22 protein-coding genes are annotated in these 23,100 nt (G+C 68.7%); 9 read left to right on the top strand and 13 right to left on the bottom strand.

What is annotated here, in order from left to right:
- Nucleotides 1-18: 18 nt before the first annotated feature.
- Entirely contained in the window at nucleotides 19-1,662 is a 1,644-nt protein-coding gene (locus VDQ83_RS13395) for a 4Fe-4S dicluster domain-containing protein (RefSeq protein WP_455435312.1), read from the bottom strand.
- Nucleotides 1,663-1,775: 113 nt separating this feature from the next.
- Here VDQ83_RS13395 and VDQ83_RS13390 point away from each other — a divergent pair, with 113 nt between their 5' ends.
- Nucleotides 1,776-2,357 (top strand): alpha-ketoglutarate-dependent dioxygenase AlkB family protein, encoded by a 582-nt coding sequence (locus tag VDQ83_RS13390; protein WP_455435311.1) that lies wholly within the window; start codon nucleotides 1,776-1,778, stop codon nucleotides 2,355-2,357.
- Between the two features lie 85 nt (nucleotides 2,358-2,442).
- Here VDQ83_RS13390 and VDQ83_RS13385 read toward each other — a convergent pair whose 3' ends face one another.
- The 5 genes from VDQ83_RS13385 to VDQ83_RS13365 all read right to left on the bottom strand — a co-directional run bounded on the left by VDQ83_RS13385 (nucleotide 2,443) and on the right by VDQ83_RS13365 (nucleotide 6,813).
- Complete coding sequence (locus tag VDQ83_RS13385) at nucleotides 2,443-3,006, bottom strand: hypothetical protein (protein ID WP_455435310.1); 564 nt, start codon at nucleotides 3,004-3,006, stop codon at nucleotides 2,443-2,445.
- 193 nt (nucleotides 3,007-3,199) lie between these two features.
- Nucleotides 3,200-3,871 (bottom strand): ABC-type transport auxiliary lipoprotein family protein, encoded by a 672-nt coding sequence (locus VDQ83_RS13380; RefSeq protein WP_455435309.1) that lies wholly within the window; start codon nucleotides 3,869-3,871, stop codon nucleotides 3,200-3,202.
- Nucleotides 3,868-4,794 (bottom strand): MlaD family protein, encoded by a 927-nt coding sequence (locus VDQ83_RS13375; protein ID WP_263397179.1) that lies wholly within the window; start codon nucleotides 4,792-4,794, stop codon nucleotides 3,868-3,870. Before VDQ83_RS13375 ends, VDQ83_RS13380 begins: the two co-directional genes overlap by 4 nt.
- A 3-nt stretch (nucleotides 4,795-4,797) precedes the next feature.
- Entirely contained in the window at nucleotides 4,798-5,619 is an 822-nt protein-coding gene (locus tag VDQ83_RS13370; RefSeq protein ID WP_455435308.1) for an ABC transporter ATP-binding protein, read from the bottom strand.
- An 81-nt stretch (nucleotides 5,620-5,700) separates the two neighbouring features.
- Complete coding sequence (locus tag VDQ83_RS13365) at nucleotides 5,701-6,813, bottom strand: MlaE family lipid ABC transporter permease subunit (RefSeq protein ID WP_455435307.1); 1,113 nt, start codon at nucleotides 6,811-6,813, stop codon at nucleotides 5,701-5,703.
- A gap of 106 nt (nucleotides 6,814-6,919) precedes the next feature.
- Here VDQ83_RS13365 and VDQ83_RS13360 point away from each other — a divergent pair, with 106 nt between their 5' ends.
- Entirely contained in the window at nucleotides 6,920-8,179 is a 1,260-nt protein-coding gene (locus VDQ83_RS13360; protein WP_263397182.1) for a threonine/serine exporter family protein, read from the top strand.
- 74 nt (nucleotides 8,180-8,253) lie between these two features.
- On the opposite strand, the gene VDQ83_RS13355 is transcribed toward VDQ83_RS13360, so the two are convergent.
- From VDQ83_RS13355 to VDQ83_RS13345, 3 genes are all read right to left on the bottom strand, one after another.
- On the bottom strand, nucleotides 8,254-8,718 hold the full coding sequence (locus VDQ83_RS13355) for an H-NS histone family protein (RefSeq protein WP_455435306.1): 465 nt from the start codon (nucleotides 8,716-8,718) through the stop codon (nucleotides 8,254-8,256).
- A gap of 281 nt (nucleotides 8,719-8,999) precedes the next feature.
- Complete coding sequence (locus tag VDQ83_RS13350) at nucleotides 9,000-10,694, bottom strand: proline--tRNA ligase (RefSeq protein WP_455435305.1); 1,695 nt, start codon at nucleotides 10,692-10,694, stop codon at nucleotides 9,000-9,002.
- A gap of 100 nt (nucleotides 10,695-10,794) precedes the next feature.
- Nucleotides 10,795-11,190 carry a DUF4124 domain-containing protein gene (locus tag VDQ83_RS13345; protein WP_263397185.1) on the bottom strand — a complete coding sequence of 132 codons (396 nt, stop codon included), beginning with the start codon at nucleotides 11,188-11,190 and terminating at the stop codon, nucleotides 10,795-10,797.
- A gap of 75 nt (nucleotides 11,191-11,265) precedes the next feature.
- On the opposite strand from VDQ83_RS13345, the gene pssA reads away from it, so the two are divergent.
- The 4 genes from pssA (at nucleotide 11,266) to VDQ83_RS13325 (ending at nucleotide 14,768) form a co-directional block, all read left to right on the top strand.
- Nucleotides 11,266-12,042, top strand: coding sequence for a CDP-diacylglycerol--serine O-phosphatidyltransferase (pssA, locus tag VDQ83_RS13340; RefSeq protein WP_263397186.1), 777 nt, complete (start codon nucleotides 11,266-11,268; stop codon nucleotides 12,040-12,042).
- A gap of 8 nt (nucleotides 12,043-12,050) precedes the next feature.
- Nucleotides 12,051-12,548 (top strand): hypothetical protein, encoded by a 498-nt coding sequence (locus VDQ83_RS13335; RefSeq protein ID WP_455435367.1) that lies wholly within the window; start codon nucleotides 12,051-12,053, stop codon nucleotides 12,546-12,548.
- Nucleotides 12,545-13,039 carry a ribosomal protein S18-alanine N-acetyltransferase gene (rimI, locus tag VDQ83_RS13330; RefSeq protein WP_263397187.1) on the top strand — a complete coding sequence of 165 codons (495 nt, stop codon included), beginning with the start codon at nucleotides 12,545-12,547 and terminating at the stop codon, nucleotides 13,037-13,039. Before VDQ83_RS13335 ends, rimI begins: the two co-directional genes overlap by 4 nt.
- Nucleotides 13,040-13,613: 574 nt before the next feature.
- The gene (locus tag VDQ83_RS13325; RefSeq protein ID WP_455435304.1) at nucleotides 13,614-14,768 is read left to right on the top strand and encodes a pectate lyase family protein; all 1,155 of its coding nucleotides are present in this window, start codon (nucleotides 13,614-13,616) and stop codon (nucleotides 14,766-14,768) included.
- A 228-nt stretch (nucleotides 14,769-14,996) separates the two neighbouring features.
- Here VDQ83_RS13325 and VDQ83_RS13320 read toward each other — a convergent pair whose 3' ends face one another.
- From VDQ83_RS13320 to VDQ83_RS13310, 3 genes are all read right to left on the bottom strand, one after another.
- The gene (locus VDQ83_RS13320; protein ID WP_455435303.1) at nucleotides 14,997-17,843 is read right to left on the bottom strand and encodes a valine--tRNA ligase; all 2,847 of its coding nucleotides are present in this window, start codon (nucleotides 17,841-17,843) and stop codon (nucleotides 14,997-14,999) included.
- A gap of 108 nt (nucleotides 17,844-17,951) precedes the next feature.
- On the bottom strand, nucleotides 17,952-18,377 hold the full coding sequence (locus VDQ83_RS13315) for a DNA polymerase III subunit chi (RefSeq protein ID WP_455435366.1): 426 nt from the start codon (nucleotides 18,375-18,377) through the stop codon (nucleotides 17,952-17,954).
- A gap of 134 nt (nucleotides 18,378-18,511) precedes the next feature.
- Nucleotides 18,512-20,017: a leucyl aminopeptidase gene (locus VDQ83_RS13310; RefSeq protein WP_455435302.1), complete on the bottom strand. Its 1,506-nt coding sequence runs from the start codon at nucleotides 20,015-20,017 to the stop codon at nucleotides 18,512-18,514.
- Nucleotides 20,018-20,125: 108 nt separating this feature from the next.
- On the opposite strand from VDQ83_RS13310, the gene lptF reads away from it, so the two are divergent.
- Genes lptF through VDQ83_RS13295 form a run of 3 tightly spaced genes read left to right on the top strand, consistent with a single transcriptional unit; the run spans nucleotide 20,126 to nucleotide 22,862 of the window.
- A complete protein-coding gene (lptF, locus tag VDQ83_RS13305) occupies nucleotides 20,126-21,211 on the top strand; it encodes an LPS export ABC transporter permease LptF (protein ID WP_309916653.1) in 1,086 nt (361 codons plus the stop codon).
- Nucleotides 21,208-22,314, top strand: coding sequence for an LPS export ABC transporter permease LptG (gene lptG, locus VDQ83_RS13300; protein ID WP_263397193.1), 1,107 nt, complete (start codon nucleotides 21,208-21,210; stop codon nucleotides 22,312-22,314). Before lptF ends, lptG begins: the two co-directional genes overlap by 4 nt.
- Nucleotides 22,284-22,862 carry a GNAT family N-acetyltransferase gene (locus VDQ83_RS13295; RefSeq protein WP_455435301.1) on the top strand — a complete coding sequence of 193 codons (579 nt, stop codon included), beginning with the start codon at nucleotides 22,284-22,286 and terminating at the stop codon, nucleotides 22,860-22,862. The genes lptG and VDQ83_RS13295 overlap by 31 nt, the downstream gene beginning before the upstream one ends.
- A gap of 42 nt (nucleotides 22,863-22,904) precedes the next feature.
- Here the strand turns inward: VDQ83_RS13295 and VDQ83_RS13290 are convergent.
- The coding region (locus tag VDQ83_RS13290; RefSeq protein WP_455435300.1) for a hypothetical protein at nucleotides 22,905-23,100 on the bottom strand (196 nt) is incomplete at its 5' end.

Raw genomic sequence — 23,100 nt, 5'->3', positions numbered from 1 at the left:
GCGTCGGAAGCGGGCGGCTCACAGGTTCTGGTAATTCGGGCCGGAGCCGCCTTCCGGCGTGACCCAGTTGATGATCTCGTAGGGATCCTTGATGTCGCAGGTCTTGCAGTGCACGCAGTTGGCGGCGTTGATCTGCAGGCGCTTGCCGGCCGCGTCGTCGACGATCTCGTAGACCGCGGCGGGGCAGAAGCGGGTGCAGGGGTTGCCGTATTCCTCGGTGCAGCGGGTCACGCAGATCTGCGGGTCCAGCACGTGCAGGTGCACGGGCTGGTCCTCGTCGTGTTCGGTGGCGGCGAAGTACACGCCCTGCAGGCGGTCGCGCGGCGCCAGTTCGCGCTGCACGTAGTCGCGCTTGGGCTGTTCGTGCTCGCCGAGCCGGTCCAGCGACGACCAGTCCGCCGTCACCTTCAGCGTCCACGGCGAAGCGCCCTTGACCAGGGTCTCCCAGGCGCCGTTGAGCAGGCCGAACCACATGCCCTTCTTGAATCCGGGCTTGATGTTGCGCACCTGGCGCAGTTCGGCCATCACCTCCGAGCCACGCAGTTTGGCGTCGAAGCCGGCCGGATCCAGCGCGGCGCCGGCGGCCAGGTGTTCGGCGGCGAGCATGCCGCTGCGGATCGCCTGGTGGGTGCCCTTGATCTTGGGTACGTTGAGCAGGCCGGCGGTGTCGCCGATCAGCAGCGCGCCGGGCATCTCCACCTTCGGCAGCGACTGCCAGCCGCCGCTGGCGATGGCGCGGGCGCCGGCCGACAGGATAGTGCCGCCTTCCAGCAGCGGCTTCATCAGCGGGTGGTTCTTCCATTGCTGGAACGCTTCCCACGGGCGGTACTCGGGGTCGTGGTAATCCAGGCCGCTGACGTAGCCCAGTGCCACCTGGTTGTTGTCCAGGTGGTACAGGAAGCTGCCGGCATAGGTGGCGTTGTCGGCCGGCCAGCCCAGGGTGTGCACGATCTTGCCGGGCACCACGCGGCCTTCCGGCAGCTGCCACAGTTCCTTGATGCCGATCGAGAAGGCCTGCGGATCGTGCCCGGCGTCGAGCGCGAAACGCTTGATCAGGCGCTTGGTCAGGTGGCCACGCGCGCCCTCGGCCAGCACCGTGACCTTGGCGCGGATGTCGATGCCGGGGGTGTAGCCGGGCTTGTGCGCTCCGTCCTTGGCCACGCCCATGTCGCCGATGCGCACGCCGAGCACGGTGCCGTCGTCGGCATGCAGGGTCTCGGCCGCGGCGAAGCCGGGGTAGATCTCCACGCCCAGCGCCTCGGCCTGCGGCGCCAGCCATGCGCACAGCGCGCCGAGGCTGACGATGAAGTTGCCGTGGTTGCGCATGCCCGGCGGCACGATCGGGAACTTGCGTCCGCCGTTCTTGCTCAGGTGCCAGAATTCGTCCTCGCCGGCCGGCACGCAGATCGGCGGCGGGTTGTCGCGCCAGCCGGGCAGCAGCGCGTCCAGCGGGGCCGGTTCGATCACCGCGCCGGACAGGATCTGCGCGCCGACCGCGCTGGCCTTCTCGATCACGCAGACCGAGATGTCGGGGTTGAGTTGCTTGAGCCGGATCGCGAACGCCAGCCCGGCCGGGCCTGCGCCGACGGTGACCACGTCGTATTCCATGACGTCGCGTTCCACTGGCTCCGGCGCGCTGGCGCCGCCCTCCAATCCTGTCATCTGGTCCGCTCCCGTTGGCTCGATCTGGCTGTCTGCATTTTCAGGCTTTGTGCGTGGCGGGGCAAATTCCGGACGCTGGCGTATGGTGGGCCAGGGCATGCTAGCGTGGCGCGATGCAACTGGACCTGCCCGGCGCCGACATCCGCTGGCTGCCTGGCTGGCTGGCGCCGGCCGAAGCCGCGGCGCTGTTCGCGCAGTTGCTGGCCGAGGTGGAGTGGGAGGTTCATCGCATCCGCCTGTTCGGGCGGCTGGTGGATTCGCCGCGGCTGAGTTGCTGGATCGGCGACCCGGAGGCGAGCTACCGCTACTCCGGCACCCGCTTCGCGCCGCATCCGTGGCCGCCGGCGCTACGGGCGTTGCGCGAACGGCTGGCCGCGGAAACCGGCGTGCCGTTCAACAGCGTGCTCGCCAACCGATACCGCGACGGCCGCGACGCGATGGGCTGGCACAGCGACGACGAGAAGGAACTCGGCCCGCACCCGTTGATCGCCTCGTTGAGCCTGGGCGCCACGCGCCGCTTCGTGCTGCGCCATCGCCTGCAGCCGACGCTGCGCCAGGCGCTGGAGCTGAGCGCCGGTGGATTGATGTTGATGGGTGGCGAGACCCAGCGCCTTTATCGGCATGCGTTGCCGCGGACTGCGAAGCCGGTGAGCGAGCGGATCAATCTGACGTTTCGCAGGATCGCTGCTGGATAATCATGAGATTGTTCCATCCAGAACATTCCGAAGCGGCTCCGCATACGATTGACCGCCAGTAAGGGCGGCCAATCGCAAAGACTACTTATAGGAAAACGTATCCGATTACACCATCCATTGCCTTATTGGGCACATTCTCGCATACCGAACTTAGCGTGTCGAAATGGTCGGCACGAGTTGGAGTGTAGCCGCGCATACAGCGATAAAGAGGCACCGTGCCAGGGATCTGCGTGTCGGCGACATATCCCAAGATTGGCATGAAGGTCGATAAATTCTTGCCTTCACAGTTCGGGTCAGGTGAAGTGAAAAAATCGTTGGCGCCAGCGATGAAGCAGTTGTAAAGCGCGTGCCCGCCGGAAAACGGCGTGTAGGAGATGAAGCCCAAGCTGCCTTCGTATCGCCAGCCCAACTGCTCCCAATTCTGGGGCATGCTGCGACCAGACCAATGATTGCGCTCCTTGGGGTTGTAATAGCGATACAACTCAACGAGTTGGACCCCGTCAGGAACGGCCATCGTGCCCGTATCCGTTCCCAACCTGGCCGTTTCTGGAAGATCTGGCATCTGTACCAAACTTTGTGCTGCGGCGGACGAGGCAAGCACACTCGCTGCGCTCAGGATCAGTCCGCCCATCAATATCTTCATCTTCATCGAGTAAATCCTTTTTTTTATTTATGCGAACTCATGTCCGCGGCCGAATTTTACCAACTCCGTTTGGGCTCGATAAGTCGACTAGTTCGCTGTATGTGTCTGATAAGGCGCACGTAATTGGTGTGCCGCTCTTGCCGCCAACTGAAAAGGGAATGGCATCACCCTGAGGGCGTGCTGGAGATCGCCTTTGGAGTTAGCGCCGCGATGCTGGAGCGAGCTGCGGCATCGGCGCCAGGGCGGTCGCTGCGTCGGCCTGGCCCTGCTGCAGGGTCCAGCCGACCACCTCGCCGCTCAGCTGCGACAGTGCCTGGCCGAACGCGTTGGCGACCTGCGCCTTGTCGGTGCTGGCGGCCGGCTGCGCGGCGAGGAAGGTGCGCGAGGCGACCACGCGCTGGTCGGGCGTGTACAGCAGCTTGGCGTTGAGCTCGATCGTGGCCGAGGGCAGGTCGCGGCCGGCGTAGTCGGATTCGAAGCGGCGCAGGTCCAGCAGCAACTTGTAGTCGGCGCGGATGCCGGTGCCGAGCCGGGCCACGCCGGGGATGCGCCCGGAATCCTCGAACGCGCGCACCAGCGTGTCTTCGAGCATGTCGGTGGCCGGCTGCGCCCAGCCGACGCCGCTGTAGACCTGCAGTTCGCCCGGGGTGGGACGCACCGCGATGCGCGAACTGTCGACCACGCGCGCGGCGCTGGGTTTGGCGATCGCCAGCTGCCAGGTCACCTGCGGCCAGGACGGGTCCGGGGTCACGCGCACGTCGGGCGCGTAGATCGTGACCGGCTCCTTGCTGCCGCCGGTCAGCGCGGAGCAACCGGCGAGCAGCAGCAGGGCCGGGACGGCGAGCAGCAGGAGGGCGCGCGTCGGCTTCATTTGGGTTCGAACTCCTTCGGGGCGTCGCGGCCGAGCAGGTAGCGCGCGGGGTTGTTGTCCAGGCGGTCGCTGACCCGGCGCAGGTCGCGGATCAGCCCGCGCAGTTCGGTCAGGGTCGGGCCGAGCTGGCCCAGGCCGTCGTTGGCGAAGCTGTTGATCGCCGAGCGGTTCTCGCCAAGGATCTTGTCGGCATTGCCGCTGGCCGAATCCAGCTTGCTCAGCGTGCTCTCCAGCTTGTCCAGGATCGGCGGCAGCTGCTGCACCAGGTTCTGGTCCAGGCGCTGGATGGTGCCGTTGGTGGTCTTCAGGGTCACGTCGAGATTGCGCGCGGCGTCGCGCGCGCTGAGGATCAGCGACTGCATGCCTTCGTCGCGGTCGGCCAGCGAGCCGCTGATCGTTTCCAGGTTGTGCAGGGTGGCGGTGATGCTGGCCACGTTGCGGTCGCTGAGCACCTCGTCCAGGCGCTCGACGATGCGGTTGGCGGTGTCGGTGATGTTCTGCAGCGCCGACGGCGTGGTCTGGATGATCGGCGCATCGCTGGTGTCGATCGAGGTCAGCGACGGCGCTTCCGGCGTGCCGCCGGAGAGCTGGATGATCGACGGCCCGGTCAGGCTGGTGATGCCCAGCTTGGCGCGGGTGTCGCTCTTGATCGGCGTGGTTGAGTTCAGCCGCACCCGCGCCACCACCTGGCGCGGATCGTTCGGCGCCAGGGTCAGTTCGGTGATCGAGCCGACCGCGATGCCGTTGTACTGCACCGGGCTGCCCACCGACAGGCCGGTGACCGCCTCGCGGAACACCACCCGGTACTCCTGCCAGGTGCGGTCGGACGAATACTTGGCGGCCCACAGGCCGAACAGCAGCAAGGCGAGCCCGGCCACGATGGTGAAGGCGCCGATCAGGACGTAGTTGGCTTTGGTTTCCATGGCTCAGGCGTTCTCGGTCCAGGCGGTTTTGGCGTCGCGGGCCGCGCGCGCGCGCGGGCCGTGGAAATAGTCCTGGATCCAGGGGTGGTCGACCTGCTCGATCTCGGCCAGCGGCGCGGTGGCGATGACCTTGCGGTCGGCCAGCACCGCCACGCGGTCGCAGATAGCGTACAAGGTGTCCAGGTCGTGGGTGATGAGGAACACGGTCAGCCCCAGCGCTTCCTGCAGGGTGCGGATCAGGCGATCGAAGGCGGCCGCGCCGATCGGGTCCAGCCCGGCGGTGGGTTCGTCCAGGAACAGCAGCGGCGGGTCCAGCGCCAGCGCGCGCGCCAGCCCGGCGCGCTTGCGCATGCCGCCGGACAGCTGCGAGGGCAGCTTGTTGATCGCGTCGGCCGGCAACCCGGCCAGCTTCACCTTCAGCAGCGCCAGTTCGTAGTGCCAGCTGTCGGGCAGCTCGCCGAAGTGTTCCTTCAACGGCACCTGCACGTTCTCGCCCACGCTCAGCGAGGAGAACAGCGCGCCGTCCTGGAACAGCACGCCCGTATTGCGCTCCACGTGCAGTCGGTCTTCGCGGCGCTTGGAATCGGTGTCCACGCCGAGTACGCGGATGTGGCCGGCGTCGGGGTCGCGCAGGCCGAGGATGCTGCGCATCAGTACCGACTTGCCGGTTCCCGAGCCGCCGACCACGCCGAGGATCTCGCCGCGGCGCACGTCCAGGTCCAGGTCCTCGTGCACGGTCTGGCTGCCGAACCGGTTGAGCAGGCCGCGGACCGAGATCGCCAGTTCTTGCTCGGGATTGGGGATTGGGGATTCGGGATTGCTCACGGCAATGGCTCCCGGCCAGGCAGCGCACGGCGCGCTTCTTCGACGAATCCCCGATTTCCGATTTCCGATCCCGGCTTCATCTCACCATCCCACGTTCATGAACCACAGCGCAGCGATCGCGTCGATGATGATCACCAGCGAGATCGTCTGCACCACGCTGGAGGTGGTGCGCTCGCCGACCGACTGCGCCGTGCCCTCCACGCGCAGGCCCTCCAGGCAGCCGATCAGGCCGATCACGATCGCGAAGATCGGCGCCTTCGACAGCCCCACCAGCATGTGCCGCAGCTGGATGGTGTCGTGCATGCGCGCCAGGTACATCTGCGGCGGGATGCCCAGGTCGAAGGCGCCGACGGTGACGCCGCCGGCGAGTCCGGCGATCATCGCCACGAAGGTCAGCAGCGGCAGCATCACCAGCAGCGCCACCAGCCGCGGGATCACCAGCAGGTCCATCGGGTCCAGGCCCAGGGTCTGGATCGCGTCGACTTCCTCGCGCGCCTTCATCGCGCCGATCTGCGCAGTGAAGGCGCTGGCGGTGCGCCCGGCCAGCACGATCGCGGTCAGCAGCACCGCGAACTCGCGCAGGAAGGCGATGCTGACCAGCTCCACCACGTAGATCTCGGCGCCGAAGTCGCGCAGGATGGTCGAGCCCAGGAACGCGATCACTGCGCCGACCAGGTAGGACAGCAGCGCCACCAGCGGCACCGCGTCCAGCCCGACCTGTTCCATGTGGTGCACGGTGGAGGTCAGGCGGAAGCGCCGCGGCTCGTGCACCAGGCGCAGTACCTTGACCAGGGTCTCGCCGAGGAAGCCGACCAGCGCGACGATTTCCTTGCCGTTGCGGTGCACCGCGTAGCCCAGGCGTTCCAGCGCCGCGGCGAAACCGTAATCGCGCTTGCGCTTGGGGCGGTCGTCGGCGACGTCCTCGATGGTGCAGACCAGCGCCTGGTGGTCGTGGCGGAAGGTCAGCGACTCGTGGGCGATGCCGTTACGGGTGGCGTAGCGCATCAGCTGCAGCACGCCGGCCGAATCCAGCTGGCCGATGCCGCTGGCGTCGATGCCGGTGGTGCCCGAGGGCATCGTGCGCAGCACGTCCGACGACGCCAGCGCCGTGGCCAGCGTCCAACTGCCGGACAGCCGCACCCGCGAAGGGTCTCGGTCGTCCTGGCTGAGGGTGGGCGGTTGCGGTTCGATCATGAGGCGTCCGGGGCGTGCGGGCGCGAGCATACCTGTTTCGCCTGCCGCGCAACGTCGGCATGTTGCACAGGTGGCTGCGCGCGGCGTTCGCGCCATACTAGCCGACATGCCCGCCGCGCCCACCGCCAGCCCGTCCACCGCCGCCACCTATGCGCAACGGATCGCGTTCGTCTCCGAGATCGCCGGCCGCCTGCACACCTACGGCACCACCGCGCAGCGCCTGGAGGCGGCGGTGGTGGCGCTGTCGCAGCAGCTGGACCTGGACTGCGAGCCCTGGTCCAACCCGACCGGGCTGATCCTCAGTTTCAGCGATCCGACCAAGGCGATCGGCTCCAGCGACATCACCCGCGTGGTGCGACTGGCGCCGGGCGACAACGACCTGCACAAGCTCAGCGTCGCCGACCGCATCGCCGACGACGTCGCCAGCGGGCGCATGAGCGTGGCCCAGGGGCATACCGCGCTGCGCCAGCTGGACCGCCCGCCCGGGCGGCGCTGGAAGGCGATGCAGATCCTCGGCTTCGGCCTGGCCGCGACCGGCGTGGCCGGGCTGTGGCGGTTGCCGTGGCTGGACATCGCCACCGCCACCGCGATCGGCCTGCTGATCGGCGCGTTGACCCAGTTCACCGACAAGCGCCCGGCCGCCAAGGAGGCCAACGAGGCGCTGGCGGCGCTGCTGGCCGGTGTGGTCGCCGCGTTGGTGGCGACCAGCGTGGCGCCGCTGAACCTCAATTCGGTGATCATCGCCTCGCTGGTGGTGCTGCTGCCGGGTATGGCGCTGACCAACGCGGTCAACGAACTCACCAGCCAGCACTGGGTGTCCGGCACGGCACGCTTCGCCGGCGCGGTGACCACCATCCTCAAGCTGACCGTGGGCGCGGTGATCGCGGTGACCCTGGCGCAGCTGCTGGGCCTGGAGCCGATGGTGCACGCGTCGCGGCCGCAGGCGGGGTGGGTGGAATGGGCCTCGCTGCCGATCGCCGCGTACGCGTTCGCGCTGCTGTTCAAGGCCAGCGGCCGCGATTACCCGTGGGTGATGGCGGCCTCGGTGGCCGGCTACGTGATCGCGCGGGTCGCCGGCGAGGCCTGGGGCAGCCCGGTCGGGATCTTCCTGTCGGCGATGTCGCTGACCGCGGCCGGCAACCTGTTCGGCCGGCTGGTGCAGCGCCCGGGCGCGCTGATCCGACTGCCCGGCATCATCATGCTGGTGCCGGGCAGCGCCAGCCTGCGCGGGTTGCTGACGCTGGTGCAGCAGCACGATGTGCCCGGCGGGCAGTCGGCGTTGCTGGCGGTGACCAATATCGTGATGGCGCTGGTCGCCGGCCTGCTGTTCGGCAACCTGCTGGTGCCGGCGCGCAAGAATCTATAGTCGCGGTCTGCGCGGCGCGCATAAAAAACGCCGGCTCGCGCCGGCGTTTTCCGAATATCCGCCAATCTGCGGGATCAGTTTTTCGATGCGGCGGACTTGCTGGCTTTCTTGGCGACTTTCTTGACCGCCTTCTTGGCGGTCTTCTTGGCCGGCAAGGCAGACTTGGCCGGCGCCGCGATCAGGAAATCTTCGACCTTCTTGCCCTTGCCCACCTGCTCGGCCAACCAGCGCGGCTGCTTGCCGCGGCCGGTCCAGGTTTCCGCGGTATTGGCCGGATTACGGTATTTCGGCGGCACCTTGCCCAGCTTGCGGCCCGGCTTCGGGCCCGGCTTGCCGGCGGCCTTGCGACCGCGCTTGGCCGGAGCGGCGCCACCGAGGACCTCGTCGAGGCTGTAACCGTGGGTCTTGGCCAGGCGTGCCAGCTGGGTGCGGACCTTTGCGATGGGCGTGCGCTTGGCGACGATGGTCTGTTGTTTCTTGGCAGTCTTGATAAGAGCGCCCAACTGCTTGGCCGACAGGCCGCTGAGATCGATGGTCATCTGTACTCCGGAAAATGGATGAGGGCATACAGCCATTCCCTGGCTCGAGCGGAATCATAATATCGCTTTATCGGATTGACAAATATTCCGCTTATTCGATATGCGCGGCCGTCGCTGGATCCGGCGTGCGGGGACACTTATACGCGCCGGATTCGGCTTGTCAAATAAAGCCGGCATGCCGCCGCGATCGGGCAGGGCATATTGCCGCAGCAAATGTGCAAGCCGTGTCGTAGCGGCAGTGGGGCAAAAAAAAGGCCGGGATATATTCCCGGCCCTTCCGATTAACCCTGCAGGCGCGCCAGCAATGCGGCGCGGTCCAGGTTTTCGGCTTCGCCGCCGCTGCGCGCGCGGTATTCGAAGGTGCCGGCGGCCAGCCCACGCTCGGAGACCACCACGCGGTGCGGAATGCCGATCAGTTCGATATCGGCGAACATCGCGCCGGCGCGCAGGCCGCGGTCGTCGAGCGCCGCGTCCAGGCCGGCCTGCTGCAGCTCGGCCAGCAGCGCCTCGCCGGCCGCGTCGATCGCCGGGTCGCGCTTGGGATTGATCACGCACACCGCCACCGACCATGGCGCCATCGGCTGCGGCCAGCGGATGCCGGCCTCGTCGTGGTTCTGCTCGATCGCCGCGGCGACGATGCGCGAAATGCCGATGCCGTAGCAGCCCATCGCCATCGCCACGGTCTTGCCGTTCTCGTCCAGCACGGTGGCGTCCAGCGCCTGCGCGTACTGGCGCCCGAGCTGGAACACGTGGCCGACCTCGATGCCGCGCGCCAGGCGGATCTCGCCGCCGTCGTGGGCGCGCTCGCCCTCGACCACGTTGCGCAGGTCGGCGACCGCGTCCGGCTCGGGCAGGTCGCGGCCCCAGTTGACCCCGGCCAGATGGAAGCCGGCCTCGTTGGCGCCGACCACGAAATCGGCCATCGCCGCCACGTCGCGGTCGGCGACCACGCGGATCGGCTGGCGCGGAGCGAGCGGGCCGAGGAAGCCCGGCTCGCTGCCGAGGTGGGCGAGGATCTCGGCCTCGTTGGCCATGCGGTAGCCGGCCAGGCCGGCGACCTTGCCCAACTTGATCTCGTTGACCGCGTGATCGCCGCGCACCAGCGCCAGCACGAAGGCGCCGCCGGCCATCACCGCGACCGACTTGACCGTGCGCTGCAGCGCGATGCCGAGCAGGTCGGCCACCGCTTCGCAGGTCTTCTGGGTGGGCGTGGCGACCTTGCGCAGCTCCTCCTGCGCCGCCGCGCGCGGCGCCGGGTCGGCGGCGACCGCGGTCTCGACGTTGGCCGCGTAGTCCGAGCCGGTGGAGAAGGCCAGCGAATCCTCGCCGGACTCGGCCAGCACGTGGAATTCCTGCGAGGCGTCGCCGCCGATGTCGCCGGAATCGGCCTGCACCGCGCGGAACTGCAGGCCCAGGCGGGTGAAGATCCGGCTGTAGGCGGCCTTCATGTTTTCGTATTCGCGGGCCAGGTCCTCGTCGCTGACGTGGAACGAATAGGCGTCCTTCATCAGGAACTCGCGCGCGCGCATCACCCCGAAGCGCGGGCGGATCTCGTCGCGGAACTTGGTCTGGATCTGGTAGAAATTGACCGGCAGCTGCTTGTAGCTGCTCAGCTCCTGGCGCGCGAAATCGGCGGCGGCCTCCTCGGCGGTGGGGCTGTAGCAGTATTCCTGGTCCTTGCGGTCCTTCATCCGCAGCATCAGCCCGCCGAACTTCTTCCAGCGCCCGGTGGCTTCCCACAGCTCGCGCGGCTGGATGGTCGGAAACAGCACTTCCACGGCGCCGGCGCGGTTCATTTCCTCGCGCACCACCGCTTCCACCTTGCGCAGCACGCGCAGACCCAGCGGCGACCAGGTGTACAGGCCGGAGGCGAGCTTGCGGATCATGCCGGCGCGCAGCATCAGCCGGTGGCTGACCAGTTCGGCGTCGGCCGGGGTTTCCTTGGTGGTGTGCAGGTGGAACTGGGAAAGGCGCATCGAGGGGCTTCGCTAACGGCGGGCGCCCATTTTGCCAGTCATTGCCGGCGCTGCGGGGATGCGCGGCGGCCCGCGCCGGGTCCGCGCCGGCCGCGCGCGTTCATTCCGCGGCGGGCGGCGGCGCGCAATAGGCCTTGATCGCGGCCTCGGCCAGGCCCTTCTGCGCCTCGCGCTGCGCCTCGTCCAGTTCCGCGTCGGGCTTGCCGTCGCCGTCGCGGTCGGTCATCACCTTGCCCGGCTTGCCGAGGATGTCCAGGTTCTTGCGCGCGCTCAGGCAGTTGGCGTTCTCGGCCGGGGCGGCGGCCTCGGTGGCTTCGGCCGGGGCGCCGCCATGGCCGTCGACCCGCCGTGCCTGGTACTTGCCGCCCGGCGGCGGGCTCTCCGAATAGTGGGTGACGCCCTGCGCGTCCTTCCATTGGTACAGGGTGGCGGCGCCGGCCACGCCGCTGGCGGCGGCGAGCAGGGACAGGCAGCAAAGCCGGGTCAGGGCGCGCATCACGTTCTCCAGGGCGGGGCCAGCGCCGATTGCAGCACCCGCCGACGGGCCTGGCAAGTCGATTAAACTGCCGGGATGGACCCATCCCGACCGCCACCCCGTTCGCGCACCATCTATCTGCTGCCGAACCTGTTCACCACCGCCGGCCTGTTCTCCGGTTTCTACGCCATCATCGCCGCCGCCAACGGCCAGTTCGTGCACGCCAGCGTGGCGGTGTTCGTTGCCGCAGTGATGGACGGGCTGGACGGGCGGGTGGCGCGGCTGACCGGCACCAGCAGCGAATTCGGCGTGCAGTACGACTCGCTGGCCGACCTGGTCAGCTTCGGCATGGCCCCGGCGCTGGTGATGTACCACTGGTCGCTGTCGGCGCTGAAGTTCGACGGCAGCGTGATGGGCCGGGTCGGCTGGTCGGTGGCATTCCTCTACGCGGCCTGCGCCGCGCTGCGCCTGGCGCGCTTCAACACCCAGGTCGGCACGGTCGACAAGCGCTGGTTCGTCGGCCTGGCCAGCCCGGCCGCGGCGGGGCTGATGATGGCTTTCGTATGGGCGTTCGCCGACGGCAACCTCGGCTGGGACGGCGAACAGTTGCGCTACGTGGCGCTGGGCCTGACCGTGGTCGCGGCGCTGTTGATGGTCAGCCGCATCCGCTTCTGGAGCTTCAAGGGCGGCGGCGAGAAAGGCCCGCGCGCCGACCGCGTGCCGTTCCTGATGCTGGTGCTGGCGTCGGTGGTGATCGCGGTGCTGGTCATCGACCTGTCGCGCGCGCTGCTGGCGATCGGCGTGCTGTACGCACTGTCCGGCCCCTGCCATTGGCTGTGGCGGCGCTGGCGCAAGCTGCCGGACGCGACGTGAGCGAGGCAATGACCCACGACGCGCCGTTGTGGTCGGCGGAGCAGCATGGCTGGCTGCAGGCGCTGGGGCATACGCTGTATGTCGGTGCCGACGCCGATATCGCCGCCGTGGTCGCGCAGCCAGCGCAGGCGCAGGTGCACGATGCGCCTGCCGCCGATGCGGCCGCGCCCGCGCCGCTGCCCGAGCATGCAGCGCCGGCGTATGCAGTGCGCGGCGCAACGCCAACGCCCGCGGAGCCGTCGCCGCGCGCGAGGGCGCCGGCCGCACCGGCGGCCTATCCCGAGCCGCAACGCGCGGCGCCCGCACCGGTTGCGCGCCGCGCCGGCCTGCGCTTGCCCGACCGGCTGCAGATCGCCTTGTTGCGCGCCTCCGGGCGCAATCCGAACGATCCGGCCACGCAGACTCTGATGGCGACCTGGCCGCTGGCCGAACTGCGCGGCAACGCCGCCGCCAAGCGCGCGCTGTGGCCGCAGTTGCGCGCGCTGCGCAAGCAGGCGCCGCGATGAGCGCGCTGGGCTCGTCCGCCTCCTCGCCGGCGGCGGCGACGCTGCGCAGCCTGCGCGAGACCGACCTCGACACGGTGATGGAGATCGAGCGCCGCGCCTATCCGTTCCCGTGGACGCGCGGCATCTTCCGCGACTGCCTGCAGGCCGGCTACCCGGGTTGGGTGCTGCTGGAGCAGGGCCAGATCGTCGGCTACGGCGTGATCAGCGTCGCCGCCGACGAGGCGCACATCCTCAACGTCTGCGTCGCGCCGGAACGGCAGTCGCGCGGCTACGGCCGTTTGCTGCTGCGCGCGCTGATCAAGTACGGCGCCGACCTGGGCGCGCGCCGCGTGTTCTTGGAAGTGCGCCCGTCCAATCCCAGCGCGATCGCGCTGTACCACAGCGAAGGCTTCAACGAGATCGGCCGCCGCCCGCGCTACTACCCGGCGGCCAACGGCCGCGAGGACGCGCTGGTGATGGCGATCGAGCTGTTCTTCGAAGGCATGTCGTAGCGCGCGACGCCGGCCGCCGGCGCCGCGCCGGCATGCTGTTTTTGCGTGCCGGCGGTTTTCGTGGCGCGTTGTTTCCCTCCCGATGAAGTGCTTGCAGGTGCAGCGTTGCGTGCGCCCGCCGCGCGCTGCGCACGCGCTGGCGGACGGCGTCGCTCGGGCATCCCGTCGCCGCCGCCTCGCGACGCAGGCGTTGCATGCGTCGCAACGCTGGTGGCGCGGGCACTGCATTTTCCAGGGTTTTCCCGGCCGCGCTGCGCGTCTGCGCAATGTCGCGACTTGTCGTCGGGACAGCGTTGTTGTCCCGCAGCGGTAGCGGGCAGGCGCACCGCTTCGCGAGCGTGGTTTGTTAGATGCCATCCCCATATCGCAGCGCTGGATCTGCGCGTACCGCATTTGTCTCTTCCCAAGCCGAATGCGCTCCCTACAGTGCGCGCCTCTTCGGCGCTGCCTGGTTCGATGGCATGAGGCGCAGTTGTCCGAAGGGACAGCGAATGCGCACGCGTCGTTTGCGTTTTCCGCGCTGCGGAACGCGCCGCGCCTGCGCCGACTCCACCCATGCTCACGAGGTCCCAGGATGAAGACACAGTCTCTCAACGCAGCGTCTCCGCGCACGCTCACCCAGGCACTCGCGCTCGCCGTCTGTCTGGCGGGCGCGACCGGCAGCGCCTATGCCGATGCCAGCCTGGAGGTCGCCAGTACCGGCTGGGCGACGCAGAACGGCGGCACCAAGGGCGGCTCCAAGGCCGCGGCGGCCAACGTCTACAGCGTCAGCACCGCCGCGCAGCTGAAGGCCGCGCTGAAGGCCAGCGTCGGCAGCAACGGCCGCATCATCAAGATCAGCGGCATCATCGACATCAGCGAAGGCACGCCGTACGCCACCACCGCGGACATGAAGAGCCGCGCGCGCCTGGACGTGCCCACCAAGACCACGCTGATCGGCATCGGCAGCAATGCGCAGATCCGCGAGGGCTATCTGTACGTCAAGGCCAACGACGTGATCATCCGCAACCTCACCATCGAGAACCCGTGGGATCCGCAGCCGGTGTGGGACCCGGACGACGGCAGCGCCGGCAACTGGAATGCCGAGTACGACGGCCTGACCATCGAGGGCGCCAGCAACGTGTGGGTGGACCACGTCACCTTCACCGACGGGCGCCGCACCGACGACCAGAACGGCACCGCCAACGGCCGCCCCAAGCAGCACCACGACGGCGCGCTGGACGTGAAGAAGGGCGCCAACTACGTGACCATCTCGTATTCGGCGTTCAAGTCGCACGAGAAGAACAACCTGATCGGCTCCAGCGACAGCGCCTCCAGCACCGACAGCGGCAAGCTGAAGGTGACCATCCACAACACCCTGTTCGAGAACATCTCCGCGCGCGCGCCGCGGGTGCGCTTCGGCCAGGTGCACCTGTACAACAACTACCACGTCGGCAGCACCAGCCATCCGGTGTACAAATTCTCGCACGCGCACGGCGTGGGCAAGGAGTCGAAGATCTTCTCCGAGAACAACGCCTTCGACATCGCCGGCGTCAGCGGCTGCGACAAGATCGCCGCCAACTATGGCGGCAGCGTGTATCGCGATTTCGGCTCGCTGCTCAACGGCCAGGCGCTGACCTGCTCGTGGAACAACAGCATCGGCTGGACGCCGCCGTACACCTATTCGCTGCTGCCGGCGAACCAGGTGGCGAACGACGTCAAGGCCAAGGCCGGCGCCGGCAAGCTCTGAGGGAGGCGGTGCCGCTGCCCGGGATGCCGGGCAGCGGTGCGCGTGCGGCTTCGATTGCAGACAGCCTTTGCCACTGTAGGAGCGGCTTCAGCCGCGACCCGGGCTTCCCGGTAATGCCTGTCGCGGCTGAAGCCGCTCCTACAGGGTGCAAGCGGGTCGCTGGGAAGCACGCGCGGGTCACCGCATGTCGCGCTGCCGGCGCGCTCGCCGGCAGCGACAGCCGCACACCTACAGCTTGGCGCGCTGCTCGCGCAGGCCGGTGAGCTGCGCCGTCCAGTCGGCCAGGCGCTGCCGCTCCTGCTCGACCACCGCCGCCGGCACCTTGTCGGTGAACTTCTCCAGCTTGGCCGCGCTCTTGTCCTGTTCGGCGCCGACCCGCGCGATCTCCTTGTCCAGGCGCGTGCGCTCGGCATCCAGGTCGACCAGCCCCTGCAGCGGCACCAGCAGCCGCAGCTCGCCGACGATCGCCGCGGCCGCCGGCGGCGTGTCCTGCGCCGGCTCCAGCCACTGGATCGACTCCAGCCGCAGCAGGAACGACAGCTGCGAGGCGAAACCCGCGACGCGCGCGCGGTCGTCGGCCAGGCCGCCCTGCAGCAGCAGCGGCACCAGCTTGGATGGCGGCACGTTGAGTTCGCTGCGCACCCGGCGCAGCGCCGAGACCATGGCCTTGAGCCATTCGACGTCGGCTTCGGCACTGGCGTAGGCGCTCACGTCCAGGTCGCCGGCGCGCGGATACGGCTGCAGCGAGATCGTCGACGCGGCGATGCCCAGGCGCGGCGCCACCTGCTGCCACAGTTCCTCGGTGACGAACGGCGTCAGCGGATGCAGCAGGCGCAGCAGCGTCTCCAGCACCTGCAGCAGGGTATGGCGGGTGCTGTCGGCGGCGACGGCGTCGTCGCCGTTCAAGGCCGGCTTGGTCAGCTCCAGGAACCAGTCGCAGAACTCGTTCCAGGCGAACTCGTACAGCGACTGCGCGAGCAGGTCGAAGCGGTAGGCGGCGTAGTGCGCCTGCGCCTCGGCAGCGACCTTGTCCAGCCGCACCAGGATCCACTTCTCCGCATCGGTTGCCGGCACGAGCCGTGCCGAGTCCCGAGTCCCGAGTCCCGAGTCCCGCGCTTGCGTGTTCATCAGCACGAACCGGCTGGCATTCCACAGCTTGTTGCAGAAGTTCTTGTAGCCCTCGGCGCGGCCCAGGTCGAACTTGATGTCGCGGCCGTGGCTGGCCAGCGCGGCGATGGTGAAGCGCAGCGCGTCGGCGCCATGGGCGATGATGCCCTCCGGGAATTCCTTGCGCGTGGCCTTCTCGATCTTCTCGGCCATGCGCGGCTGCATCAGCCCGGTGGTGCGCTTGGCGACCAGGTCCTCGATGCTGATGCCGTCGATGATGTCCAGCGGGTCGAGCACGTTGCCCTTGGACTTGGACATCTTCTGCCCGTCCTTGTCGCGGATCAGGCCGGTGATGTACACGTCGCGGAACGGCACCTGGCCGACGAAGCTGTCGGTGGCCATGATCATCCGCGCCACCCAGAAGAAGATGATGTCGAAGCCGGTGACCAGCACGCTCGACGGCAGGTAGCGGTCGAAGCCGCGCTCTGCCATCGCCTGCGCATCCGGCCAGCCCATCGTCGAGAACGGCCACAGCTGCGCGGAGAACCAGGTCTCCAGCACGTCGCTGTCCTGGTGCAGGGCGACATCGGCGCCGAGGCCATTCTTCGCGCGCGCCTCGGCCTCGTCGCGGCCGACATAGCAGGTGCCGGCGTCGTCGAACCACGCCGGAATGCGGTGGCCCCACCACAGCTGGCGGCTGATGCACCAGTCCTGGATGTTCTCCATCCAGTGGCGATAGGTGTTGATCCAGTTCGGCGGCACGAACTTCACCTGGCCCGATTCGACCAGATCCAGGCCGCGCTTGGCCAGCGCGTCCATCTTCACGAACCACTGGTCGGTGAGGTAGGGCTCGATCACTTGGCCGGTACGGTCGCCGCGCGGCACCTGCAGCTTGTGCGGCTTGGTCTCGATCAGGATGCCGAGGTCCTCGAGTTCTTCCAGCACCGCCTTGCGCGCGTCGTAGCGGTCCAGGCCGCGGTACTTCTCCGGCGCGTTGTCGTTGACCGCCGCGGTCGGGGTGAACAGGTTGATCATCGGCAGGTCGTGACGCACGCCGACCTGATAATCGTTGAAATCGTGCGCCGGGGTGACCTTGACCACGCCGGTGCCGAACGCGCGGTCCACGTAGTCGTCGCCGATCACCGGGATCCGGCGGCCGGTCAGCGGCAGCGTCACCGTCTTGCCGATCAGGTGCGCGTAGCGCGCATCGTCCGGATGCACCATCACCGCGGTGTCGCCGAGCATGGTTTCCGGGCGCGTGGTGGCCACGACCAGATAGTCGCGGGTCTCGCGCAAGGTTTCGTTGCCTTCGGCGTCGTGCTCGACGTGTTCGTAGCTGGCGCCGTCCTCGAGCTGGTAGGCGATCGACCACAGGAAGCCGTCTTCCTCGACGTTCTCCACTTCCAGGTCGGAGATCGCGGTCTTCAGCACCGGGTCCCAGTTGACCAGGCGCTGGCCGCGGTAGATCAGGCCCTGCTCGTGCCAGCGCACGAAGGCCTCGACCACCGCCGCCGACGGCTGCGGATCCATGGTGAAGGTGCTGCGCGACCAGTCGCTGGAGGTGCCCAGGCGGCGCATCTGCCGCTCGATGGTGTCGCCCGACTGCGCCTTCCACTCCCACACCTTGGCGATGAAGCCCTCGCGGCCCAGCGAGTCGCGGGTCTCGCCCTTGCCTTCCAGCGCCAGGTTGCGCGACACCACCATCTCGGTGGCGATGCCGGCGTGGTCGCTGCCGACCTGCCACAGCGTGTCGAAGCCGCGCATGCGGTGGTAGCGCACCAGCGCGTCCATCAGCGTCTGCTGGAAGGCGTGGCCCATGTGCAGCGTGCCGGTCACGTTCGGCGGCGGCAGCAGCACCGTGTACGGCTCGCCCTGGCCGGACGGTTTGAAGTAACCGGCCTGCTCCCACGCCGCATACAGGCGCGATTCGAAGGATTTGGGGTCGTAGCTGGAGGCGAGGGTGGTCATGGGAAGCCGGGATTCGTTATTCGGGATTGGGGATGGGGCGCGGGGATGGTGCCGGTGGAGGAAGAGGGGGAACCCATCCCGAATCCTCAATCCCCACTCCCGGCTCCATCACATGTCGTACTTGCTGACCTCGAAGCCCAGCGCCTTGTACTGTTTCCAGCGCTCGCGCAGCGGCTCGCGCGCGGCCGGGTCGGCCGGCACCACTTCCAGCACGCGCTCGCAGGCGCCGAGGTAGGCGTCGTCGCGCAGGTTGATCACCAGCGCGCGCGACGGCGCTTCCACCCCGGGCGGGACGATCAGCACCTGCGCCTCTTCCTCGTCGACATCGGCGCCGGCGATCTGGTGCGGGATATAGGCATCGGGGTCGAACGCCCACAACAGCTCGTCCAGTTCCTCGGCCTGCGCCTGGTCGCGCGCCAGCACCAGCGTCCACAGGTTGGCGTCGTTGGCCTTGCGCGCCAGTTCGCAGACCAGGCGCAGCGGCTCGGTCAGGAACCGCGGCTTGGCGATCAGGTAGAAGTCGGCGCGCATCAGGTGTGGGGACCGGGGACCGGGGACCGGGGACCCGGGAAAAGCGGCCGGGAACCGGGGCGCCTACGGGCGCGGCCGATGCACGGGCAGCGGGCTAAGGCGAGCATGTGGGCTGGGTGCATGGACATGCCGGCGTCTTACCGGGTCCCCGGTCCCTGGTCCCCGGTCCCGACACTGGCCCGATCCAGCAACCACTGACTCAACAACCCCACCGGCCGGCCCGTGGCCATGCCGCGCTTGCCTTCGTCGCTGGCGACGCCGGCGATGTCCAGGTGCGCCCAGCGCTGGCCTTCGGTGAAGCGCGACAGGAAGCAGCCGGCGGTGATCGCGCCGGCCCAGCGGCCGCCGATGTTGTAGACGTCGGCGAAGCTGGAATCGAGCAGGCCCTGGTATTCGTCCCACAGCGGCAGGCGCCAGGCGCGGTCGAACACGTGCTCGCCGGCGGCCAGCAGTTCCTCGGCCAGGTCGTCGTGCTTGCTCATCAGGCCGGCGGTCTGGTGGCCGAGGGCGACCATGCAGGCGCCGGTCAGAGTGGCCACGTCGATCAGCGCCTCGGGGTTGAAGCGTTCGGCGTAGGTCAGCGCGTCGCACAGGATCAGGCGGCCTTCGGCGTCGGTGTTGCCGACCTCGATGGTCTTGCCGGACATGCTGGTGATCACGTCGGAGGGGCGGTAGGCGTCGCCGTCGATCGCGTTCTCCACCGCCGGCACCACCACCACCAGGTTCAGCGGCAGGCGCGCGGTCGCCGCGGCGACGAAGGTGCCGATGACGTTGGCGCCGCCGCACATGTCGTACTTCATCTCCTCGATGCCGCCCTGGGTCTTCAGGTTGACGCCGCCGGTATCGAAGGTGATGCCCTTGCCGACCAGCACATAGGGCTTGGCGTCGCCGCCGCCGTTCCACTTCAGCACCAGCAGCCGCGGGCGGTTGGCCGAGCCGCGCGCCACCGCCAGCAGCGAGCCCATGCCCAGCTCCTGCATCTGCGTTTCTTCCAGGATCTCGGCCTCGGCGCCGTCGATGCCGTGGGCGAAGGCCGCGGCGGTCTCGGCCAGGTAGGCCGGGGTGCACAGGTTCGGCGGCAGGTTGCCGAGCTCGCGGGCGAATTTCACGCCGGCGGCGATGGCCTGGCCCTGGGCCAGCGCGGTGGCGTCCTCGCCGAGCACGGCCAGGCTGGCCAGGCCGCTGTCGTCGGGCTTCTTCTTGCCCAGCGTGGCGGTATAGCGGTAGCAGGCGTGGTCGCTGGCGATCACCGCCTGGCGGATCGCCCAGGCCTGGTCGCGGCCCTTGACCTCCAGTTCGGACAGGGTGAACAGCGCCTTGGCCGCCGGCCCGCTCTTCAGCGCGCGCGCCGCGTCGCCGACCGCCTTCAGGTACTGCGGCACGCCGAACTTGGCGGCCTCGCCCAGGCCGACCACCAGCACGCGCGGCGCGCTCACCCCCGGCAGGTCGTGCAGCAGCGCGGTAGCGCCGGTCTTGCCGCTGACGTCGCCGCGGCCGGCCAGGGCTGTCAGGCGTCCGCCGCTGGCCGCATCCAGGGCCTGGGCGGCGGGCGACAGGCGCTTGTCGGCGAACACGCCGACGACGATGCAATCGAACGCCGCGGTAGCCGGGGCGTCGTGGTTCAGGGTGAATTCCAGGGCCATTGATCAGATTCCGTTGGCAAATCCGTACAATCGCGGGCTGTTTACGTCCAGCCGGGTTAGGCTGGATCCGCCGCGAACGAATCCGAGAGTTTAAATCAACCCACCCTCATGCCGAAGCTCGATCGATACCTGCTGCGCGATTTCATCCAGAGCTTCTTGGCGACCCTCATCGTGTTGCTGGTGGTCAGCGTCGGCGGCGTGCTGGTCGACGTCCTGGGCAACATCGCCGACGGCCGCATCCCGGCCAAGCTGCTGTTCTCCCAGCTCGGCCTGCAGTTCGTGGTGTACCTGCCGCTGATCCTGCCGCTGGCGCTGATGCTGGGCCTGCTGCTGGCGCTGGCGCGGCTGTACCGCGACTCGGAGATGGCGGTGATCACCGCCATCGGCGTCGGCCCGCGGCGCCTGCTGCGGCCGATCCTGATGCTGGTGGTGCCGGTGGTGACCCTGGTCGGGCTGTGCTCGCTGTGGCTGGGCCCCTGGGCCGACCGCACCTCCGACCGGCTGATCGACGAGGCCAACCGCAGCCTGCTGATGGCGGGGCTGGAGGCCGGGCGCTTCACCACGCTGTCCGACGGCGGCATCGTCTACATCAGCACCCTGTCCGGCGACGGCACCAAGCTGGGCAAGGTGTTCATGCAGCGGCAGAAGGACGGCCGCCTGGACGTGGTCACCGCGCAGCGCGGCGCGATGTTCTTCGAGGGCCGGGCAGACCGCTACCTGCGCCTGGAGGACGGCTACCGCATCGAGGGCCCGCTGGCCGGCGACGACATGGACTACCGGCTGATGCGCTACGCCAGCAACGACGTGGCCCTGCCGGACCGCGACGAAGCGCGCAAGGACGACGATCCGGAACTGCTGACCACCGCGCAGCTGATCGGCGACCCGCGGCCGCAGGCCAACGCGCAGCTGCACGCGCGCATCGCCCCGCCGCTGCTGGCGCTGGCGTTCGCGCTGCTGACCCTGCCGCTGTCGCGCAGCTCGCCGCGGCAGCAGCGCTACGGCCGGATCATGCTGGCGTTCCTTGCCTACCTGGTCGGCACCAACCTGATGTTCATCGGCACCCAGTGGCTGAACACCGACAAGCTGCCGCGCGCGCTGGGCCTGTGGTGGCTGACCCTGCCGCTGCTGGCGCTGGCGGTGTGGACCTACCTGCGCGACGGCCGCCTGTCGCGGCCGCGGAGGCAGGCCGCATGAAGCTGCGCCCGCACCTGCACGACCTCTACGTCGGCCGCGCCGTGCTCGGCACCGTCCTGCTGACCTGGGCGGTGCTGCTCGGCCTCGACGTGATCATGGCCTTGTCCAACGAATTCAAGGACATCGGCAAGGGCAGCTACAGCCTCGGCCACGCCGTGGCGTATGTCGCCTACACCGTGCCGCGGCGCGCCTACACGCTGTTCCCGACCGGTGCGGTGATCGGCGTGCTGATGGGCCTGGGGCAGTTGGCGGCGACCTCCGAACTGACCGCGCTGCGCGCGCTGGGCCTGTCGCGGCGGCGGCTGAGCGTGGCCGCCGCGGCGACCATGGCGGTGCTGACCGTGGCGATGGTGTTCAGCGGCGAGACCCTGGCGCCGTGGGCGCAGAACCAGGCCGATGCGATCAAGGCCAACGCCAAGTACAACGGCAACATGAGCATGGCCCGCTACTCCGGGCTGTGGGCGCGCGAAGGCGACACCTTCCTCAATGCGCAGAGCGGCGAAGAGCATCTGGAAGGCACCGGCGGCACCTGGCTGGAGCTGCGCGACGTGCGCCTGTACACGCTGGACCAGGCCGGGCGGCTGGCCTCGCTGACCCATGCCACCACCGCCGAGCATCGCGACAGCGGCTGGACCCTGAAGCAGGTCTACCGCGACACCTTCGCCGAGCGTTCGGTGCAGCGCGAGAAGTTCGACAGCCTGCCGTGGGCGTCGCAGCTGGACGCCGCCGCGCTGGCCTCGGGCCTGGCCAAGCCGCGCAACCTGTCGGCGCACGAGCTGCACACCAGCATCGAGTACCGGCGCCGCAACGGCCTGGACGCGCGCGACTACGAGGACCAGTACTGGAGCCGCTGGTTCTATCCGCTCAACGTGCTGGCGTTGTGCTTCGCCGCGATCCCGTTCGCGTTCGGCGCATTGCGCAGCGGCGGCATGGGCAAGCGCCTGTTCCTGGGCATCCTGTTCGCGTTGGTGTTCTGGCTGCTGCAGCTGTTCTTCGGGCGCATGGCCGGCGCATTGAAGTTCGACTACCGCATCGCCTACGCGTTGCCGCCGCTGGTGATGCTGACCGTATCGTGGCTGCTGTTCCGCAAACGCAGCAATTGAGTCGCGGCGCCTGCGAACCCGAGCCGTACTCACGCCTGTCGCGTCGGCTGCCGGTCGGGTTTCCTTCGCTGCAGACCGGCCGGCTGTCGCTGCGGCAGGTGCGCATCGCCGATCTGGACAGGCTTCGCACGATCTATGGCGATCCGCAGGTGATGCGCCATGCCTCCGACCCCGTGTTCACGCGTGACGCGCACTACGTGCAGACGATCGATGGCATGGCCCGGGGATTCAGCGCGGACCAGGCGATCGAGTGGGGCATCGCCCGCAGCTCCGACGATGCGTTGATCGGTACCGTGGGACTGCACAACTTCCGCGACACCGTGGCGGAAGTGGGCTGCCTGCTGGCAGCGGCGCACTGGCGGCAGGGTGTCATGCGCGAAGCGGTTGGCGCGGTGCAGGCGTTCGCGAAGGAGCGGCTTGGCATGGTCCGGCTCGAAGCCGACATCGATGCCGACAATGCGGCATCGCTGGCCTTGTTCGCCGCATTGGGCTACGTCGGGGTGGAGCGCACAGCGGAGCAGGCAGTGCTTTTGACGAAGTGGCTTTAGCGCCGGAAGTTCCAACTGCTGCGGCGCGCCAGCCGAGCCGGCTTAGGCGTCATCGCAGCAGCAATGGCTCAGCAATGTAGCTCGCCGCGCCGCCGCGCGCCCATGCGTTGCGCTCAGGGCTTTTTTGCTTCGGAAGCCGATCCAGCCGCGTGCTGCTGGCACGGTCGTGCCGCGCCGCAGTGGCCTTGAAGCGTCAGTGGCGTTCGCCGCGCCGCCGCGCGCCCACGCGTTGCGGTCA

Source organism: Xanthomonas sp. WHRI 7945 (assembly GCF_035026585.1).
This window is presented reverse-complemented; position numbering and strand designations above follow the sequence as displayed.

What these genes read in the sequence shown, in the direction of transcription:
- VDQ83_RS13325 (WP_455435304.1), top strand. Translation starts at nt 13,614, where the DNA reads ATGAAGACACAGTCTCTCAACGCAGCGTCTCCGCGCACGCTCACCCAG.
- VDQ83_RS13360 (WP_263397182.1), top strand. Translation starts at nt 6,920, where the DNA reads ATGCCCGCCGCGCCCACCGCCAGCCCGTCCACCGCCGCCACCTATGCG.
- lptG (WP_263397193.1), top strand. Translation starts at nt 21,208, where the DNA reads ATGAAGCTGCGCCCGCACCTGCACGACCTCTACGTCGGCCGCGCCGTG.
- VDQ83_RS13345 (WP_263397185.1), bottom strand. Translation starts at nt 11,190, where the DNA reads ATGCGCGCCCTGACCCGGCTTTGCTGCCTGTCCCTGCTCGCCGCCGCC.
- VDQ83_RS13395 (WP_455435312.1), bottom strand. Translation starts at nt 1,662, where the DNA reads ATGACAGGATTGGAGGGCGGCGCCAGCGCGCCGGAGCCAGTGGAACGC.
- VDQ83_RS13355 (WP_455435306.1), bottom strand. Translation starts at nt 8,718, where the DNA reads ATGACCATCGATCTCAGCGGCCTGTCGGCCAAGCAGTTGGGCGCTCTT.
- VDQ83_RS13310 (WP_455435302.1), bottom strand. Translation starts at nt 20,017, where the DNA reads ATGGCCCTGGAATTCACCCTGAACCACGACGCCCCGGCTACCGCGGCG.
- VDQ83_RS13350 (WP_455435305.1), bottom strand. Translation starts at nt 10,694, where the DNA reads ATGCGCCTTTCCCAGTTCCACCTGCACACCACCAAGGAAACCCCGGCC.
- lptF (WP_309916653.1), top strand. Translation starts at nt 20,126, where the DNA reads ATGCCGAAGCTCGATCGATACCTGCTGCGCGATTTCATCCAGAGCTTC.
- VDQ83_RS13385 (WP_455435310.1), bottom strand. Translation starts at nt 3,006, where the DNA reads ATGAAGATGAAGATATTGATGGGCGGACTGATCCTGAGCGCAGCGAGT.
- VDQ83_RS13375 (WP_263397179.1), bottom strand. Translation starts at nt 4,794, where the DNA reads ATGGAAACCAAAGCCAACTACGTCCTGATCGGCGCCTTCACCATCGTG.
- VDQ83_RS13320 (WP_455435303.1), bottom strand. Translation starts at nt 17,843, where the DNA reads ATGACCACCCTCGCCTCCAGCTACGACCCCAAATCCTTCGAATCGCGC.
- VDQ83_RS13380 (WP_455435309.1), bottom strand. Translation starts at nt 3,871, where the DNA reads ATGAAGCCGACGCGCGCCCTCCTGCTGCTCGCCGTCCCGGCCCTGCTG.
- pssA (WP_263397186.1), top strand. Translation starts at nt 11,266, where the DNA reads ATGGACCCATCCCGACCGCCACCCCGTTCGCGCACCATCTATCTGCTG.
- VDQ83_RS13365 (WP_455435307.1), bottom strand. Translation starts at nt 6,813, where the DNA reads ATGATCGAACCGCAACCGCCCACCCTCAGCCAGGACGACCGAGACCCT.
- VDQ83_RS13335 (WP_455435367.1), top strand. Translation starts at nt 12,051, where the DNA reads ATGACCCACGACGCGCCGTTGTGGTCGGCGGAGCAGCATGGCTGGCTG.
- rimI (WP_263397187.1), top strand. Translation starts at nt 12,545, where the DNA reads ATGAGCGCGCTGGGCTCGTCCGCCTCCTCGCCGGCGGCGGCGACGCTG.
- VDQ83_RS13390 (WP_455435311.1), top strand. Translation starts at nt 1,776, where the DNA reads ATGCAACTGGACCTGCCCGGCGCCGACATCCGCTGGCTGCCTGGCTGG.